Source organism: Mycobacterium sp. ACS4331, assembly GCF_001667265.1.
In the GTDB taxonomy this organism is placed as follows: Bacteria; Actinomycetota; Actinomycetes; order Mycobacteriales; family Mycobacteriaceae; genus Mycobacterium.
Window position 1 is genome coordinate 189,437 of record NZ_LZHW01000087.1, and the last position, 17,014, is coordinate 206,450.

13 protein-coding genes are annotated in these 17,014 nt (G+C 68.4%); 11 read left to right on the top strand and 2 right to left on the bottom strand.

Features of this window, described 5'->3' with window-relative positions; all coding sequences use genetic code 11:
* Nucleotides 1-204: 204 nt before the first annotated feature.
* Nucleotides 205-1,809 carry an FMN-binding glutamate synthase family protein gene (locus A5727_RS20585; protein WP_068254399.1) on the bottom strand — a complete coding sequence of 535 codons (1,605 nt, stop codon included), beginning with the start codon at nucleotides 1,807-1,809 and terminating at the stop codon, nucleotides 205-207.
* A 128-nt stretch (nucleotides 1,810-1,937) separates the two neighbouring features.
* Entirely contained in the window at nucleotides 1,938-2,378 is a 441-nt protein-coding gene (locus A5727_RS20590; RefSeq protein WP_068254106.1) for a hemophore-related protein, read from the bottom strand.
* Nucleotides 2,379-2,586: 208 nt separating this feature from the next.
* On the opposite strand from A5727_RS20590, the gene A5727_RS20595 reads away from it, so the two are divergent.
* The 11 genes from A5727_RS20595 (at nucleotide 2,587) to A5727_RS20645 (ending at nucleotide 17,002) form a co-directional block, all read left to right on the top strand.
* Complete coding sequence (locus tag A5727_RS20595; protein WP_068254402.1) at nucleotides 2,587-3,492, top strand: cation diffusion facilitator family transporter; 906 nt, start codon at nucleotides 2,587-2,589, stop codon at nucleotides 3,490-3,492.
* Between the two features lie 71 nt (nucleotides 3,493-3,563).
* Nucleotides 3,564-4,964 (top strand): cytochrome P450, encoded by a 1,401-nt coding sequence (locus tag A5727_RS20600; RefSeq protein ID WP_068254112.1) that lies wholly within the window; start codon nucleotides 3,564-3,566, stop codon nucleotides 4,962-4,964.
* 10 nt (nucleotides 4,965-4,974) lie between these two features.
* Complete coding sequence (locus tag A5727_RS20605) at nucleotides 4,975-6,321, top strand: adenylate/guanylate cyclase domain-containing protein (RefSeq protein ID WP_068254113.1); 1,347 nt, start codon at nucleotides 4,975-4,977, stop codon at nucleotides 6,319-6,321.
* Nucleotides 6,318-7,808 (top strand): serine hydrolase domain-containing protein, encoded by a 1,491-nt coding sequence (locus A5727_RS20610; protein WP_157521478.1) that lies wholly within the window; start codon nucleotides 6,318-6,320, stop codon nucleotides 7,806-7,808. The genes A5727_RS20605 and A5727_RS20610 overlap by 4 nt, the downstream gene beginning before the upstream one ends.
* Nucleotides 7,809-8,169: 361 nt before the next feature.
* Complete coding sequence (locus A5727_RS20615) at nucleotides 8,170-10,203, top strand: toprim domain-containing protein (RefSeq protein ID WP_068254114.1); 2,034 nt, start codon at nucleotides 8,170-8,172, stop codon at nucleotides 10,201-10,203.
* A 20-nt stretch (nucleotides 10,204-10,223) separates the two neighbouring features.
* Nucleotides 10,224-12,374: a DNA gyrase subunit A gene (locus A5727_RS20620; RefSeq protein WP_068254115.1), complete on the top strand. Its 2,151-nt coding sequence runs from the start codon at nucleotides 10,224-10,226 to the stop codon at nucleotides 12,372-12,374.
* Between the two features lie 66 nt (nucleotides 12,375-12,440).
* Nucleotides 12,441-13,808 (top strand): MFS transporter, encoded by a 1,368-nt coding sequence (locus A5727_RS20625; RefSeq protein WP_068254116.1) that lies wholly within the window; start codon nucleotides 12,441-12,443, stop codon nucleotides 13,806-13,808.
* A gap of 185 nt (nucleotides 13,809-13,993) precedes the next feature.
* On the top strand, nucleotides 13,994-14,515 hold the full coding sequence (locus tag A5727_RS20630; protein ID WP_068254117.1) for an MSMEG_0572/Sll0783 family nitrogen starvation response protein: 522 nt from the start codon (nucleotides 13,994-13,996) through the stop codon (nucleotides 14,513-14,515).
* Between the two features lie 33 nt (nucleotides 14,516-14,548).
* Nucleotides 14,549-15,439, top strand: coding sequence for a carbon-nitrogen hydrolase family protein (locus A5727_RS20635; protein ID WP_068254118.1), 891 nt, complete (start codon nucleotides 14,549-14,551; stop codon nucleotides 15,437-15,439).
* Nucleotides 15,432-15,728 (top strand): MSMEG_0570 family nitrogen starvation response protein, encoded by a 297-nt coding sequence (locus tag A5727_RS20640; RefSeq protein WP_068254120.1) that lies wholly within the window; start codon nucleotides 15,432-15,434, stop codon nucleotides 15,726-15,728. Before A5727_RS20635 ends, A5727_RS20640 begins: the two co-directional genes overlap by 8 nt.
* A complete protein-coding gene (locus A5727_RS20645; protein ID WP_068254122.1) occupies nucleotides 15,725-17,002 on the top strand; it encodes an MSMEG_0569 family flavin-dependent oxidoreductase in 1,278 nt (425 codons plus the stop codon). The genes A5727_RS20640 and A5727_RS20645 overlap by 4 nt, the downstream gene beginning before the upstream one ends.
* Nucleotides 17,003-17,014 lie beyond the last annotated feature (12 nt).

Sequence of the window (17,014 nt, forward strand, 5' to 3'; positions counted from 1 at the left end):
CCCTGGGGCGGATTCCCGCTCCACCAACACGCTTCACGCGGATGACTCTCCCTTGAATCTGCACCCCACCGGCGATGTGACAACACACAATGTCACATATCGGCGATTTCGGGCGGTCGATTCGCGTCTTTGGGGAGATTTTGCGCGCACCCCAGCGCGGCACTCACCAGACGAGGGCGGGCGGCGGACCCCGCGCAGGTGCGGCTACTCGACGGCCTCGTTCGGGTCCGTGGCGACCTTGAGCGGCTGATGCTCGACGACCTCGTCAGTGCCGGGCAGGTCGTCGTAGCGGCGCATGTACTCGTCGATCTCGGCGATGATCTCCGGGCCCGGGGTTCCCCACCCCTCCTGATAGCCGTACACCTCCGCCAGTGGCCGGTGGCCGCGGTCGCCGTCGAGGATCTCCACGTGCTGCGGGCTCAACATGGCCGGGTGCCGCACGCCGGCCGCCTCCGAGACCTTCAACAGATCTCGTCGCAAGGTCAGGACGTAGTTGGCCAGCCGATGTGCCTTCTGTTCCGGATCGAGCCCACGCGCCAGCCAGGGGTTCTGCGTGGCGACCCCGGTGGGGCAGCGATCGGTGTGACACTTCTGCGCCTGAATGCAGCCGATGGCCAGCATCGCCTCCCGGGCCACGTTGACGAGGTCGACTCCCAGGGCGAAAGCGACGATCGCGTTGGCGGGCAGCCCCAGCTTGCCCGATCCGATCCACGTGACACGGTCGGTCAGGCCTCGCTGCGCGAACAGTCCGTACACCGCGGCGAATCCGGTCCGGAACGGAAAGGACACGTGGTCGGCGAAGACCAGCGGCGCAGCGCCCGTGCCGCCCTCACCACCGTCGATCGTGATGAAGTCCACGCCCCGCTGTCCGTCGCCCATCCGGTCCGCGAGCGACTCCCAGAATCCCAGCTCCCCCACCGCGGACTTGATGCCGACCGGCAGTCCGGTGGCGTGCGCGATCCGCTCCACGACGTCGAGCATCTCGTCGACATTGCGGAACGCCGTGTGCCGGGAGGGGCTCGCGACGTCCTTGCCCTGCTCGACTCCCCGGATGCGGGCGATCTCCGCATTCACCTTGGCGCCCGGCAGATGTCCGCCGAGACCTGGTTTCGCGCCCTGGCTGAGCTTGATCTCGATGGCGCGCACCGGGCCGGAGCCGACGACGTCGACCAACCGGTCCAGGTCGAAGTCGCCGTGCTCGTCCCGGCAGCCGAAGTAGCCGGTGCCGATCTGGAACACCAGGTCACCACCCTGCCGGTGATGGTCGGAGAGGCCACCCTCGCCGGTGTTGTGCCAGAACTCCGCGATCTTGGCGCCCTTGTTCATCGCCTCGATCGCCTGCGGGCTGAGCGAGCCGAACGACATCGCCGACACGTTGACCACCGATGCGGGACGAAAAGCCAGCCGACGACCCCGGGGCCCCCCGAGCACCTTCGCGCCCGGCACTTCGATGTCATGCCCGTGGATCGGCGACGCCGGCACCACATCGGAGAAGGTCGCCTGCTTGATGATCGGGTACGCGGCGTTCTCGGTGTCGTTGTCGGTGCCGAACGCGAAGTAGTTGTTCTCCTTCTTCGACGAGGTGTACACCCAGCGGCGCTGGTCACGGCTGAACGGCCGCTCTGCGTCATTGCTGGTGATGATGTACTGGCGCAACTCCGGGCCGATCGACTCCAGCAGGTACCGTGCCCGCGCGACGACCGGGAAGTTGCGGCGCAGGGCGTGCTCCTTCTGCAGCAGGTCCTGCACCGCGACACCCGCCAGCGCGGCGGCGGGGGCAACGAGGGCTGCGAGCGTCCGCTTCTTCATGTGGCCACACTGCCACACCCGGTCCGGCGCCATGCCCGATCGAGGGTGGCCGGACCGTCACGGCGGATCAGTGAAAGTGCTTGCGACACAAGCGCCGCTCGGCGTGGCCAGTCAACACGCGGTGCCACTCATTGGCCGGGCATCATCATGCCGGGACCCATGTCCTGGTCCGGGCCCATCATGCCGGGACCCATGTCACCGTGCATGCCCGGCTGCATGGGCATACCGCACCGGGTGCCCAGATCCTGCACCGGCTGGTGGATGCTTCGCATCGCGTCCGCAACCTCGGGATGGCTGTCGGTGTACGTCTTGATCATGTCGCGGCGCGCCTGCGGCGTCGCCTCGCGCCTGGCGTCGGAGAACACCTGTGCGACATCCGGGTGGGAATCCAGATAGTCGGCCATCTGGGTCATCGCGGCGGCGTGCGCGCGCATCATCGCCGCCGGGGAGCACGGATCCGGCGGCTCGGCGCCCGCCACACCCGCGGTGGCCAGGGCCATCACTCCGGCCGCACCGGCGGCGGCCAGCACACGTGGAATTCGGCCACTTCCGAGGCGTGGTCCTGTCATTGCTCCTCCTCCGCCGGCACTTTCTCAACCCGTCTGGGTTTCCCCCGGTGCGGCGTTCGAAACATCAGCTTTGGCCTTGCCGCGTCGCGCAGAAGCATCGTCGGTCGGGTAGGAGCTCGCGATGCCTGCGACGGTGCTGTGGTTCGATGAACTGCGCTGCGGGCGGGGTGACGCGGAGGTGCCCCACGACAGATCGGACGGGACTGGGATGACAGCGATTCCGTTGTCCAAGCAGCAGGAACATCGTCTGCTGTCGCGGTTCATGCTGTTGAGCCTGGCCGCGGCGATCCTGACCATGGCGCTGAAGGCCGGCGCCGCCGTGGTCACCGGGTCGGTCGGATTCCTGTCCGACGCGTTGGAATCCGGGGTCAACGTCGTCGCAGCCGTGGTGGCGCTGTGGGCGCTGCGGGTGGCCGCCCGCCCGCGCGATGCCGACCACCACTTCGGTCATGGCAAGGCGGAGTACCTCTCGGCGCTGGTCGAGGGCGCCATGATCTTCGTGGCCGCCACCGCCATCATCTGGAGCGCGGTCGAGCGCCTCATGAGTCCGGCTCCCCTCGTCCAACCCGGGCTGGGCCTGGCCCTGTCCACCGTCGCGGCGGGGATCAACCTCGCGGTCGGGGTCACACTGCTGCGGGTGGGCCGGCGGCACCGCTCGATCACCCTCGTCGCCGACGGCAAGCACCTGCTGACCGACGTGTGGACCTCTGCGGGGGTCATCGTCGGGATCGCCCTTGTCGCACTGACGAATTGGCATCCACTCGACCCGATCGTGGCGCTGGTGGTCGGGGTCAACATTCTGCTGACCGGATACCGTCTGCTACGCGGTTCGATGAGCAGCCTGCTCAGCGCCGCCCTGCCCGAGAAGGATCACGCCGCGGTGGACGCGGTGCTCGACCGGTACCGCAGCGAGTACCCGGTCGAGTTCGCACCGCTGCGCACGGTCGAATCCGGCCGTCAGCGCCTGGTGTTCGTCGTGCTCACCGTTCCCGGGGAGTGGACCGTGCAGGCGGCACACGATCTCGCGGACAGGCTCGAGACGGACATCGACGCGGCGCTCCCGCACACCGAGACGTTCATCCACGTGGAGCCCGCCGGCGCTCCTGCCGGGTAGCGGCGCAGCGTCCCGGCGGCTTTTTGCCCCAGAATCGACTGGGAACTGCGTCGCGCTCGTAGGCTGGTGCGATGACCGCGCCCGCCACGGCCACGCTGCCGCCGGGTCCACGACTGCCGGCCGCGATCCAGGCCTGGCTCTGGCTTCGTCACGGCCTGTGGTTCACCGCGTACTGCCAGCGCCGCTATGGACCGGTGTTCAGCCAGAGGATCTCGTCGTTCGGCACCGTGGTCTACTTGACGGATCCGGCCGACATCAAGGTGGTGTTCTCCGGCGACCCCCGCGTTTACCATGCGGGCGAGGCGAATTCGATGCTGAAGGGCATACTCGGGGACACCTCGGTGCTGGTGATCGATGACGAGGTGCACCGCGATCGGCGCCGGTTGATGCTGCCCCCGTTCCAGCGGGACGCGGTGGCCAAGCAGGCTTCGGTGATGGCCGAGGTGGCCGCCGCGGACATCGCCACCTGGCCCACGGGGGTGCCGTTTCCGGTGGCGCCGAGGATGGCGGCGATCACCCTCGAGATCATCCTGCGGACCGTCATCGGTGCGAGTGATCCGACCCGGTTGGCCGCACTTCGCACGGTGATGCCGCGCCTGCTGCGGGTGAGCCCGTGGGAGACCCTGGCGGTGGCCAACCCCAGGCTGCAGCAGCGGTGGCCGTGGCGGCGACTGCGGGGCGCCCTGGCCGAGGCCGACCAACTGCTCTACGCCGAGATCGCCGATCGGCGCGCCGACCCCAGATTGGCGGACCGCACAGACGCTTTGGCCATGTTGGTGCGCGCCTCCGACGACGGGCAGCGCACCATGACGGACCATGAACTGCGCGACCAGTTGATGACCCTGCTGGTCGCCGGTCATGAGACCACCGCCAACGGACTGTCGTGGGCGCTGGAGCGGCTGACCCGACACCCCGAGGTCCTGGCCAGGGCTGTGGCCGCCGCGCAGGCGAGCGCGGCCGGCGACCCGACCGGTGACGAATACCTCGACGCGGTGTGCCGGGAGACGCTCCGGACGCGCACCGTGGTGTTCGACGTCGGCCGCGTCCTGACCGAACCCGTGGAGCTCGCCGGGTACCGGCTGCCGGCCGGCGCCATGGTCGTTCCGGGGATGGTCCGAGTGCATGCCGACGAGCGGTTGTATCCGAATCCGGACCACTTCGACCCCGACCGCATGCTGGGCGCGACGCTGAGCCCCACCACCTGGTTCCCGTTCGGCGGCGGCAACCGACGGTGCCTGGGCGCGACCTTCGCGATGGTCGAGATGAGGGTGGTGCTGCGCGAGGTCCTGCGCCGCGTCGAGTTGGCCACCACCGCGGCACCCGGCGAACGCCCCAGCCTCAAGCAGGTGGTGTTCGTCCCGCACCGCGGCGCACGGATCCTGGTGCGACGCGTCCTGCCGTCGGTCGGCGAGGCCGCGTCCGCACCGGGATGCCCGGCGACCAGAACCGGACCGTCCCCGGCCGAGGGCTAGGCCTGCCCGGATGGTCAACGTTCCCGAGACCAGATACGCGCGAGACGGCGACGTCCACCTTGCGTATCAGGTCGTCGGCGACAGCGGGCCGGACCTGTTGTTCGTGCCCACCGCGACCTTCCCCATCGATCTGCTCTGGGACGACCCCACCGTCGCCGGTCTGCTGCGAAGGCTCGCGTCCTTCGGTCGGCTGATTCTGTCGGACCTGCTGGGGGTCGGCAGCTCCGATGCGGTGCCGATCAACAGGCGCGCCGCGATGCAGTCGTGGACCGATGGGCTGACCGCTGTGCTGAACGACGTCGGCAGCGATTGTGTGGCGATCGTGGCGATGTCGGAATCCGCGCTGCCCGCAATGCTTCTCAGTGCCACGCATCCGCACCGAGTGCGGGCACTGGTGCTGTGGAGCCCGTTCGCCCGCTATGTTCGCGGCCCGGGCCGGGCGTTCGGGATGCCCGAGCCGGTCCTCGACAGGTATCTCCGGGGCTACCGAGACACCGTCGGCCGGGGTGCGGTCGTCGACCACCTCGCACCGAGCTGGGCCGGCGACCCCGCCAAACGGCGGTGGTGGGCCCGCAACGAGCGCCTGTCCGGCGGGCCCGGGTATTTCGAGAAGATCCTGGACGTCTTCCTGCGCACCGACGTCGGCCCCGCACTCGAGAGCATCCAGGCCCCGACGCTGGTGCTGCACCGTCGAGGGGACCGTCACGTCATCGGCGCGCACGCACGCGAGGTCGCGGCGCGGATCCCGAACGCGCGCCTGGTCCAACTCGACGGCGAGGACAACGCGTTGTTCGCCGGCGACGCCGACAGGGTGCTCGACGAGATCGAGTCGTTCGTCACCGGCACCCGGCGCAGTGGCCCGACCAGCCGAGTGCTCTCGACCGTGCTGTTCACCGACGTCGTCGGGTCCACGGAACGCGCCGCTGAGTTGGGTGACGAGGCCTGGTCGGCCATCCTCGCGGCCCATGACCAGATCGTGGAGCAGCACGTGCACGCCGCGCGTGGCGTCGTCGTCAAGTTCACCGGCGACGGTGCCATGGCCACCTTCGACGGGCCGGCGCGCGCCATCGACTGCGCGTGCGCGATCCGCGACGCCGTCGACGACCTCGGGTTGAAGATTCGTGCCGGTCTGCACACCGGTGAAGTGGAGGTGGCCGACAGTGACGTGCACGGGATCGCCGTGCACATCGCAGCCCGGATCATGGCGCTGGCCGGGCCCGGGGAGGTGCTCGTCTCAGGTGGGATCCCGCCTCTGGTCCTCGGGTCGAGGATCCTGTTCGAGAGCCGGGGCAGCCATGACCTCAGGGGCGTCCCGCACCGCTGGCCGGTGCACGCGGTCGTCGCGGGGCAGGGGTGACGGTGTCGGGTGCGCGCGTCGCCGGGACCGTCGTCCTCGCTGTCGCGACGGCACTGTCGTGCGGACACCCGGTGGCTGACGCGCCCCGCAGTGAGCGACAGGTCCCGACCGCGACCGCAGTCCCCCCGGCGGTCATCCCGGCAGCTGATCTCACCGCGGTGGCCGGCCTGATGGAGGACGCGATCGCCGCGCACCGCCTGCCCGGGGCCGTCGTGCAGATCGGGCACGCGGGGCGGATCATCTTCCGGCAGGCGTTCGGGTCACGCAAGCTCGCCGGCGAGCCCGGATTGAACGGTGTCCCCGCCCCCGCCGAACCGATGACCGAGGACACCCTCTTCGACCTGGCGTCGTTGAGCAAGAGTCTCACCACCGCAACGGCTTTCCTGCAGCTGACCGAACGAGGTCTGGTTCACCTCGATGACCAGGTGCAGACGCATCTTCCCGATTTCAATCCGGCGAACGACCCCCGGCGCGCACAGGTGACGCTGCGCATGCTGCTCACCCACTTCTCGGGTATCGCAGGCGATCTGAGCCTTGACGGCCCGTGGGGGCTCGACGGGCCCGCCAAGGCGGAGGGTCTCCGCCGGGCCCTGGGCGCTTGGGTGGTGTTCGACCCGGGTGAGGTCTTCCACTACTCCGACATCAACTTCATCCTGCTGGGCGCGATCGTCGAGAACATCACCGGCGAGCCGTTGGACGACTACATGCGCGACCACGTGTTCGCCCCACTCGGCATGGTTGACACCCGCTATCTTCCTGTCGCGAAAGTGTGCGGCCCACACGAGGTTCGGGGAACGGCCGTCGCGCTGGGCGGGTACCCGCCCTGGGAGGGGCGGTGCCCGGCGGGCACCTGGAGCACGGCACTGTTGGCGCGTGTCGCGCCGACGGCGCTGGACGAGGACACCCCCGGCCTCAACCCCGACTACGGTCACCCTCTCCGCGGCACCGTGCACGACCCGACAGCGCGTCGGATGGGGGGCGTGACCGGAAGTGCCGGGGTGTTCTCCACGGCCGATGATCTCGGCAGGTTCGCCCAGGCACTGCTCGACCGGCTCGCCGGGCGCCGGAGTGCATTCCCGCTGTCCCGGGAGAGCCTGGTGCTGATGACGACTCCCCAACAACCCGGACACCACCCCGGCCAACTGGATGCGGCGAACCGTGCGGTCAGGGAGGCCATCGGTGACTCACCCGGTGCCAGTGATGCCCTCCTGGCGCCCAACTACCCGGCGATCGCTGGGCAGGACCTGCGCGGGCTGGGCTGGGACATCGACACGCCCCACTCCCGCCCTCGCGGAATCGTGTTCCCGGTGGGAAGTTTCGGGCACACGGGCTTCACCGGGGTGACGCTGTGGATCGATCCTGGATCGGACACCTACGTGCTGGTGCTGGCGAACGTGATCCATCAGCGCGGCGGCCCGCCCATCACCGGATTGAGCGGCGCCGTCGCCACGGTGACCGCCCGGGCCCTGGGCCTGTACGGGAGTTAGCGCATGCGCTGGCGGCAGGCGTGATCCACTTCACGGCTGGTCGCGTATCCGCGGGCACGACAGTCCTCCAACAGGGCGGTCACGGCCTCGGAGTGCTGTTCGAGCACCCGTTGGATGTTGGGCCGCAGGCCTGCCGTGGGAGCTGCGCGACGCGACATTCGCCACGCGTGGCGCGGTCTCCCACCTGGTCATCTGGTCTTCGCGCGCCTGGATCCAGCCCTGGTCGGCCAACGTCACCAGCGGAAATGACCGTCTGAGAGCTGCGCCACCCCCGGCAGGTCACGCCCGGGGTGCGCGGTTGTGTCGCCGCGGCCAACTACCATTCCTCTCCGGACCCTGGCCCCGACGGAGAGATCGAGTAGTGAGTTACACCGCCGCCGACATCACTGAGCTCGACGATGTCCAACACACCCGCCTGCGGCCGGCGGTGAACCTTGGTCTGGATGTCCTCAACACCGCGCTGCGCGAAATCATCGACAACGCGATCGAAGAGGTGGCCGTGCCCAGCCACGGCGGGTCGACGGTCACCATCACGCTGCACGCCGACGGATCGGTCAGTGTCGCCGACGACGGCCGCGGCCTGCCCGTCGACACCGATCCCACCACCGGCAAGAACGGCATCGTCAAGACGCTGGGCACCGCACGTGCGGGCGGCAAGTTCTCCGCGCACGCCGACGCCGCCAGCACCGGTGCCGGCCTCAACGGCATCGGGGCCGCGGCCGCCGTGTTCATCTCGGCCCGCACCGACGTCACGGTGCGGCGGGCCGGGAAGACCTACCTGCAGAGTTTCGGGCGCGGCTACCCCGGCGAGTTCGAGGGCGGGGAATTCGACCCGGACTCCCCCTTCACCCGCAACGACGCGCAGAAACTGCGCGGCGTCGGCAACCGAAAGCCGAACCTGCACGGCACTGAGGTGCGCATCCTGTTCGACCCGGCCGTGGCTCCGGACTCGCACCTGGACGTCGGCGAGGTGCTGCTGCGCGCGCATGCCGCAGCCCGGATGTCTCCGGGTGTGCACCTGGTCGTCGTCGACGAGGGCTGGCCCGGCGACGAGGTCCCGCCCGCGCTGCTCGAGCCGTTCAGCGGGCCGTGGGGCACCGACACCCTGCTGGAGCTGATGTGCACGGCGGCCGGCACCCCCGTCCCGGAGATCCGCGCCGTCGTGGAGGGGCGCGGGGAGTACACGACCGGTCGTGGCCCGACGCCGTTCCGCTGGTCGCTGACCGCGGGGCCCGCTGAGCCGGCGACGGTGGCCGCGTTCTGCAACACCGTCCGCACCCCAGGCGGTGGATCGCACCTGACGGCGGCCCTCAAAGGCCTGTCGGAAGCGTTGGCCGACCGCGCTTCCCGCATTCGCGACCTCGGCCTGGCCAAGGGCGAAGAAGGTCCGGAGCCACAGGATTTCGTGTCGGTCACCGCGCTGGCTGTGGACACCCGGGCCCCCGACGTGGCATGGGACTCGCAGGCCAAGACCGCGGTGTCCTCGAGATCGCTGAACATGGCGATGGCCCCGGACGTCGCCCGCAGTGTCACCATCTGGGCGGCCAACCCCGCCAACACCGACACCGTGACACTGTGGACGAAGCTGGCGCTGGAATCCGCGCGGGCCCGCCGCAGCGCCGAGGGCGCCAAGGCCCGGTCCCGCGCGGCGTCGAAGGCCAAGGGCCTGGGCACCAACCTGTCGCTGCCGCCGAAGCTCCTTCCCAGCCGAGAGTCGGGACGCGGCTCGGGCGCCGAACTGTTCCTGTGCGAGGGTGATTCGGCGCTGGGCACCATCAAGGCCGCGCGCGACGCCACCTTCCAGGCGGCCTTCCCGCTGAAGGGAAAGCCGCCCAACGTCTACGGGTACGCCCTGAGCAAGGCCCGCGCCAAGGACGAGTTCGATTCGATCGAGCGCATCCTGGGCTGCGGGGTGCGTGACAGCTGTGATCCGGAACTGTGCCGCTATGACCGGATCCTGTTCGCCTCCGACGCCGACCCCGACGGCGGCAACATCAACTCAAGCCTGATCTCGATGTTCCTGGACTTCTACCGCCCGCTCGTCGAGGCCGGCATGGTGTACGTGACGCTGCCGCCGCTGTTCGTCGTCAAGAACGGTGACGAGCGGATCTACTGCCAGGACGAGTCCGAGCGCGACGCCGCCGTGGCCCAGTTGAAGGCGAGTTCCAAGAAGCGGGTCGAGGTGCAGCGCAACAAGGGTCTCGGCGAGATGGACGCCGACGACTTCTGGAACACCGTGCTGGATCCGCATCGGCGCACCGTGATTCGGGTCCACCCCGACGACGGCGAGAAGAAGCTGCATCACACGTTGTTCGGTGGGCCGCCGGAGGGCCGACGCACGTGGATGGCCGACGTGGCCTCGCGCATCGACACCTCGGCACTGGATCTGACGTAAGAGATCGTAGGTAGAAGACTGTGACCGCCACCCTGGACGTTCCGGAGCAGAACCCGGACATGGTGCTCGACCAGAGCGCCGACGACTACTGGAACCATTACCAGCTGACCTTCGCGCTCTACAGCGTCAGCGACCGCGCCATCCCGTCGGCGTACGACGGACTCAAACCCGGCCAGCGGCGCCTGCTCTACCAGATGCACGACTCGAAGCTGCTGCCCGGAAACAAGCCACAGAAGTCGTCCAAGGTGTGTTCGGCGGTCACCGGCAACCTGCACCCGCACGGCGGGGCGTCGATGTACGGCGCCGCGGCGCTGATGGCGGCCGACTTCCAGCGCGTGAAAGTCATTGACGGACAGGGCGCCTTCCCCCGTATCCAGGGCGATATCCCCGCAGCCGACCGCTACACCGAGATGCGGTTGTCGGCGCCCGGTGCGGCGCTCACCGCCGAACTGGACAGTCACGCGGTGCCGATGGTTCCGACGTTCGACGGCGAGTGGGTCGAACCGACGTGGCTGCCGGCCCAGTGGCCGGTTCTTCTGTGCAACGGCGCCGTCGGCATCGCCGAGGGGTGGGCCACCAAGGTGCCCGCACACAATCCCCGCGAGGTCATGGCCGCCTGTCGGGCCCTGCTGAAGACCCCCAACATGACCGACGACCGGTTGTGCAAACTCATTCCGGGCCCCGACTGGGGATCGGGCGCCTCCGTGATCGGCACGGCGGGACTGCGCGAGTACATCACCACCGGCAGGGGCCACTTCACCGTGCGCGGCACGGTGTCGGTGGAGGGCAAGAACTGCATCATCACCGAACTTCCGCCCGGCGTCGCGAGCAACACTGTGCAGGAACGCATTCGGGCGCTGGTCGAGTCCGGTGAACTGCCCGGTGTGGCCGACATGTCGGACCTGACGGACCGGCGCAACGGACTGCGCATCGTCGTCACCGCCAAGCGCGGCCACAACGCCGAGCAGATCCGCGACCAACTGCTGGCACTGACCCCGCTGGAGTCGACGTTCGCCGCGAGTCTGGTCGCGCTCGACGAGAACCGGGTCCCGCGTTGGTGGTCGGTCCGCGAACTGATCGCCGCGTTCCTGCATCTGCGCGATTCGGTGGTGCTGCATCGCAGCGAGTACCGACTGGAGAAGGTCACCGCGCGTCGCCACCTGGTGGCGGGCCTGATGAAGATCCATCTGGACATCGACGCCGCGGTCGCGGTGATCCGCGGATCCGAGACCGTCGACGAGGCCCGTCAGGGCCTGCAGAAGCGATTCTCGATCGACGCCGAACAGGCCGATTACGTCCTGGGGTTGCAGCTTCGGCGCCTCACCAAGCTCGATGTCATCGAGTTGCAGGCCGAAGCGGAGAAGCTGGACGCCGAGTTCGCGGAGTTGTCCGAACTCGTGGCCAATCCCGACGCGCGCCGCAGGGTCATCGACCAGGAACTGGTCGAGACCGCGAAGCTGTTCAAGGGACCCGAGTACGACCGCCGCACGGTGCTGGACTTCGACGCCACCCCGGTGTCCTCGGGCGCTGACGAGGACGGCCCGCGCGAGCGTAAGGTCAACGCGGCCTGGCGCCTTGACGATCGAGGTGTGTTCTCCGACAGTCACGGTGAACTGCTGACCTCGGGTCTCGGCTGGGCAGTGTGGACCGACGGACGGATCAAGTTCACCACCGGCAACGGGCTGCCGTTCAAGACCCGCGACATTCCGGTGGCACCGGACATCACCGGACTGCTGCGGTCCGGGGTTCTGCCGGCGGGGTATCACCTGGCACTGGTGACCCGGCGCGGCAAGATCCTGCGCATCGACCCCGCCGCGGTGAACCCTCAGGGCGCGGCGGGCAACGGTGTGGCCGGGGTCAAGCTGGCGGCCGGGGACCCGGAGGACACGGTGATCGCCGCGCTGCCGATTTCGTGCGGCAACGGTGAGGCGATCCTGTCGGTGTCTGAAAAGAGTTGGAAGGTCACCGAAGTCGCCGACATCCCGGTCAAGGGTCGCGGCGGCGCGGGCGTCGGATTCCACCCGTTCGTCAAGGGTGAGGATGTGCTGCTGGCGGCGGCGATCTCCCCGACCGGTTACGTGCGGGGTAGGAAGGCCGTGAAGGCCGAGAACCGAGCGAAGGCGTCCATCAAGGGATCCGGTGCCGACGTGACACCCGCACCCGCGGAATAGGTGAAGGGTCGACCTGCTCGCTGATCACGGCGGATTCGGGCCTCGGTTCCCGTATCGTGACGGATCATGGTCGGGGTGACCGGACATGGCAGCGCACGCTGGACATTGACGGCGACCGCCGTCGCACTGTTCTGCGTGCAGATCGACTATTTCGCAGTGAATCTGGCGCTGCCGCGGATGGCCACAGACCTCGACAGCAGCATCACCGACATGCAGTGGGTGGTGAGCATCTACATGCTGACGTTGGGCGCCTTCATGGTGCCCGCGGGGCGCGTCGCCGACATATTCGGTCGACGCCGCGTGCTGCTCTGCGGTATCGCGCTGTTCGCGGTGGCTTCGGTGCTGTGCGCACTGGCTCCGACGGCGGCCGCGGTGGTGGCCTCCCGCGCACTTCAGGGTGTCGGCGCTGCGATGATCTTCCCAGTCTCCGTCAGCGTCTTGAGCAACGCGTACCCCGCTGAGAGTTCTGGCCGCGCAATAGGTTTGGCGTACGGCATCGCCGGGCTGGGAAATGCGGCGGGACCGTTGGTGGGTGGCGTGCTGACCGAGACGGTGGGGTGGCGCGCAGTGTTCTGGCTGTTGGTGCCTTTCGCGGTGCTCTCACTGTTGATCGGCGCGCGTGTGATACCGGAGACCTTCGATGAGACGGCGACGCGCCGCATCGACGTGGGCGGCTTGGCGTTGCTCACCACGGGTATCGGCCTGTTCACGCTGGCCTTCGATCGCGCACCCACATGGGGATGGCTTTCGGCGACGACCCTCGCCGCCGGTCTCGCCTCGGTCGGCCTGCTGGTCGCGTTCGTGATCGTCGAGCGACGGTCGCGACATCCCCTGGTCGATGTGCGACTGTTCGGCACGCCCGGCTTCGCGGTGCTCGTGATCGCCGGAACCGTCGCCAACATCGCCTATGCGGTCACGGTCTTTCTGTCCACACTGAACCTTCAGGAAGTCCGTGGCCTCGATCCACTGACCGCGGGCCTGGTGTTCCTCGGGCCGTCGGTGGGCGCGGCCGCGGGAGGCACCCTCTCCGGCCGACTGCCCTCACGGTTCTCACCGATCGCCGTCATGGGCGCAGGATGTGTGGTGGCGGCGTTCTCCCTTGTCGCACTGTCTGTTCTCGCCTCCTGGCCGCTGTACGTCGCGGCCCTGACCGCCTGCGGTCTGACCATGGGATTCGTGTACGCCTACACGACGGTCGCCACTCAGGCCGTGGTCGACCCGGCTCGGGCCGGCGAGGCCGCGGGGGTGACCTTGACCGCGCTCGTGACCCTGGCGGGCTGCGGTGTCGCCGTCTCTGGCACGGTGCTGGAGATGCTCCAGCGGGCGGGGATGCCGGCCGGCGACGGTGTGAACCTCATCTTCGGCGTCGTCGCCCTGGCGTTGTTGGTGTCCGGGTCGGGAGTGCTGCGCCGGGCCCGCCACAGAGCGTCATGACCTCCTCCAAGCCAACCTGAGGCACAGCGCCCAGGAGGGCACCGCCCGTTGATCCGATCCGCAACATCGCGTACACACTCAGCAACGGAGTCGTATTCCAGCCATAACCAATACGAAATAGACCGGGCCTGTACTGGGATCAGTTCAGTAAGTCAGCCGAGTAACCCTGAAACCCGGAGCCCGCCATGCCATTTGACGCGACCATTGCCGAGAACATCGCCACCTCGCTCGCCGAGATCCCGCACCCCTCGCTGCCCAAGGGCTCGAACATCTACGGCGGCACCAAGGTGTTTCCCGACTACCAGGCCGAGGAGGGCGAAAGCTACTTCACCCTGGTCCACGGGATCGCACACGAGTCCTCGGTGAGCTTCGTCGCGGTGTTGCAGGCCACCCGGGCGCTGCGCAAGGGGTTCGAATCGGCCATCTACTTCTACGGCCCCGGCGCCATCAACTGCCTGGCCACCCGCGGATTTCCCAAGACCGGCGACTCCGGCTTCCCCGGCGAACAGAACATCAACGACGCCCTGGCCACCTTCATCGGTGAGGGTGGCACCGTCTTCGCCTGCCGCTTCGGTCTCGCTCTGCACGGCGGTCGCGAGGAGGACCTCATCGAAGGCGTCATTCCATGCCACCCGCTCGATGTCCAGGACGCGTTGATCTACTACGCCCGCAAGGGTGCGATCATCAACTCCACCTACATGGTGTGAGTGGGATCACGTTGTGAGACAAAGGATGTCACCATGACGACCCTCGCCGCCGCGTCCGCGAACTTCACCAGGGAGCTGGACCAGAACTATGCGGTCATCGCCGCGCTGACCGACGAAGCCCGGGATCGCGGCGTGGACTTCCTCGCACTGCCCGAGGCCGCGATCGGCGGCTACCTGTCATCGCTGGGCAATCATGGTGACACCGTGCGGACCACGACCCGCTCACTGCCGCCCGCCATCCGCATCGATGGACCCGAGATCGCGCGAGTCCAGCAGCTGGCCGGAAACCTCGTCGTGGCGATCGGGTTCTGCGAGCTCGCCGACGACGGCGAAACACGCTACAACGCCGCCGCACTCCTCGACGGCGGCCATGTCTACGGCGTGTACCGCAAGGTGCATCAGCCGCTGGGTGAGGGCATGTCGTATTCCGCGGGATCGTGCTACGACGTCCACGACACCCCGGCCGGCCGCATCGGACTGCAGATCTGCTACGACAAGGCATTTCCGGAAGCCGCCCGAATCATGGCGCTCGGTGGTGCTCAGATCATCGCCAGTTTGTCGGCCTGGCCCGCGGCCCGCACCGCCACAGCGGAGAATCTGCAGGACGACCGATGGACTTACCGGTTCAACCAGTTCGACATCGCCCGCGCTCTGGACAATCAGGTCTTCTGGGTGGCGGCAAACCAGTCCGGCACCTTCGGATCGTTGCGCTACGTCGGCAACGCCAAGGTGGTCGATCCGGGCGGCAACATCCTGGCCACAACCCTTCTGGGCAGCGGTATGGCGGTGGCCGACGTCGACATCGATGAGACCTTCCGCACCATGCGAGCCGGCATGTTCCACCTGCGCGACCGGCGGCCAGATGTCTACGGACCTCTGATCGAGGCCGACGCCACCCCGTGGGCGGATCTGGCCCATGCCTGAGATGACGTTCGACGTCCGCTGGCCCGACGGCAGTGTCCAGTCCTGCTACTCCCCGAGCCTGGTGATGCACGACCACCTGACCACCGGTGGCCGCTACACCGTCGCCGAGTTCCTCAGCCGCTCCGGTGAGGCACTGCAGCAGGCCAGTGAGCGGGTGCGGGCCAAGTACGGCTTCGCCTGCACCTCCGCCGCAGCCACCGCCGACGGGATCCGCCACACCGCCAGCCGCTTTCCGGGCGATGCGGAGGTCGAGATCACCGCCATGCAACCCGATCTGGAGCGACCATGACATCCGCACATCACGTACCGGTCGCGATCATCGGCGGCGGGCAGGCCGGTCTGTCCGTCAGCTGGTATCTCGGCCGCGCCGGCGTCGAACACGTCGTCCTGGAGTCCCACACCCCGGTGCACGCATGGGCCGACAGCCGGTGGGACAACTTCACCCTGGTGACGCCGAACTGGCATTGTCAGCTGCCCGGTTACCCCTACGCAGGTTCGGACCCCGACGGATTCATGACGCGCGATGAGGTCGTCGCGTGGTTGGCCGGCTGGCTGGACACCTTCACCCCGCCGGTGCGCACCCACACCCGGGTGACCAGGCTGCAGAACCGTCCCGAGGGTGGGTTCGAACTCACGTTGCAGACATCATCGGGCCGCGAGACCCTCATCTGCGAGAGTGCGGTGATCGCGACCGGAGGCTACCCGCTGCCGGTGATTCCCCCGTTCGCCGGCTCGCTGGACCCCGCCGTCGTTCAGATCCACTCCGACCAGTACCGCAACCCCAGCCAGCTGCCAGACGGCGCCGTGCTCGTGGTCGGGACAGGGCAGTCCGGAACCCAGATCGCCGAGGATCTGCACCTGGCCGGTCGCCAAGTGCACCTCGCGGTCGGCAGCGCACCACGCGTGGCGCGTTTCTACCGCGGCCGGGACTGCATGACCTGGCTCGCCGAGATGGGCGTGTATGACCGTCCGGCCCAACAGTATCCGGGCGGAAAGGCGGCGATTGAGAAGACCAATCACTATGTGACCGGACGTGACGGTGGCCGGGACGTGGATCTGCGGCAGTTCGCGCTCGACGGGATGAAGCTCTATGGAACGCTGGCCGGTGGCAGGGATTCCACGCTGCACTTCGACCCGAACCTGCGCGCGGCACTGGATGCGGCCGATTCGGTGTACAACTCGATCTGCTCGGACATCGACGCCCACATCGAGCGCGAGCAGATCAGTGCGCCACCGGCGACCCGATACACGCCGGTGTGGGAACCCGCAGCGGAGCCCACCACCGTGGACTTGGCGGCCGAGAACGTCACCAGCATCGTGTGGGCGATCGGCTACCGCCCCGACTATCGGTGGATCGAGGCCAGTGCGTTCGACGGCGGTGGTCGTCCCATGCAGACCCGCGGCGTCACTGCGGTTCCCGGCCTGAGCTTCGTCGGCCTGCCCTGGATGCACACCTGGGGTTCAGGCCGATTCCTGGGCATCGACCGCGACGCCGCCCACATCGCCGCCACCATCATCAGCGGTCATCACGAGTCAGTGCTGCGGCTCGCCGTCGGGCAGTGAGGGGAGACCGAG

Excerpts from the sequence above, each read along its gene's own strand:
- A5727_RS20585 (WP_068254399.1), bottom strand. The coding sequence starts at position 1,809 with ATGAAGAAGCGGACGCTCGCAGCCCTCGTTGCCCCCGCCGCCGCGCTG.
- A5727_RS20590 (WP_068254106.1), bottom strand. The coding sequence starts at position 2,378 with ATGACAGGACCACGCCTCGGAAGTGGCCGAATTCCACGTGTGCTGGCC.
- A5727_RS20635 (WP_068254118.1), top strand. The coding sequence starts at position 14,549 with ATGACGACCCTCGCCGCCGCGTCCGCGAACTTCACCAGGGAGCTGGAC.
- A5727_RS20645 (WP_068254122.1), top strand. The coding sequence starts at position 15,725 with ATGACATCCGCACATCACGTACCGGTCGCGATCATCGGCGGCGGGCAG.
- A5727_RS20625 (WP_068254116.1), top strand. The coding sequence starts at position 12,441 with ATGGTCGGGGTGACCGGACATGGCAGCGCACGCTGGACATTGACGGCG.
- A5727_RS20640 (WP_068254120.1), top strand. The coding sequence starts at position 15,432 with ATGCCTGAGATGACGTTCGACGTCCGCTGGCCCGACGGCAGTGTCCAG.
- A5727_RS20600 (WP_068254112.1), top strand. The coding sequence starts at position 3,564 with ATGACCGCGCCCGCCACGGCCACGCTGCCGCCGGGTCCACGACTGCCG.
- A5727_RS20595 (WP_068254402.1), top strand. The coding sequence starts at position 2,587 with ATGACAGCGATTCCGTTGTCCAAGCAGCAGGAACATCGTCTGCTGTCG.
- A5727_RS20630 (WP_068254117.1), top strand. The coding sequence starts at position 13,994 with ATGCCATTTGACGCGACCATTGCCGAGAACATCGCCACCTCGCTCGCC.
- A5727_RS20605 (WP_068254113.1), top strand. The coding sequence starts at position 4,975 with ATGGTCAACGTTCCCGAGACCAGATACGCGCGAGACGGCGACGTCCAC.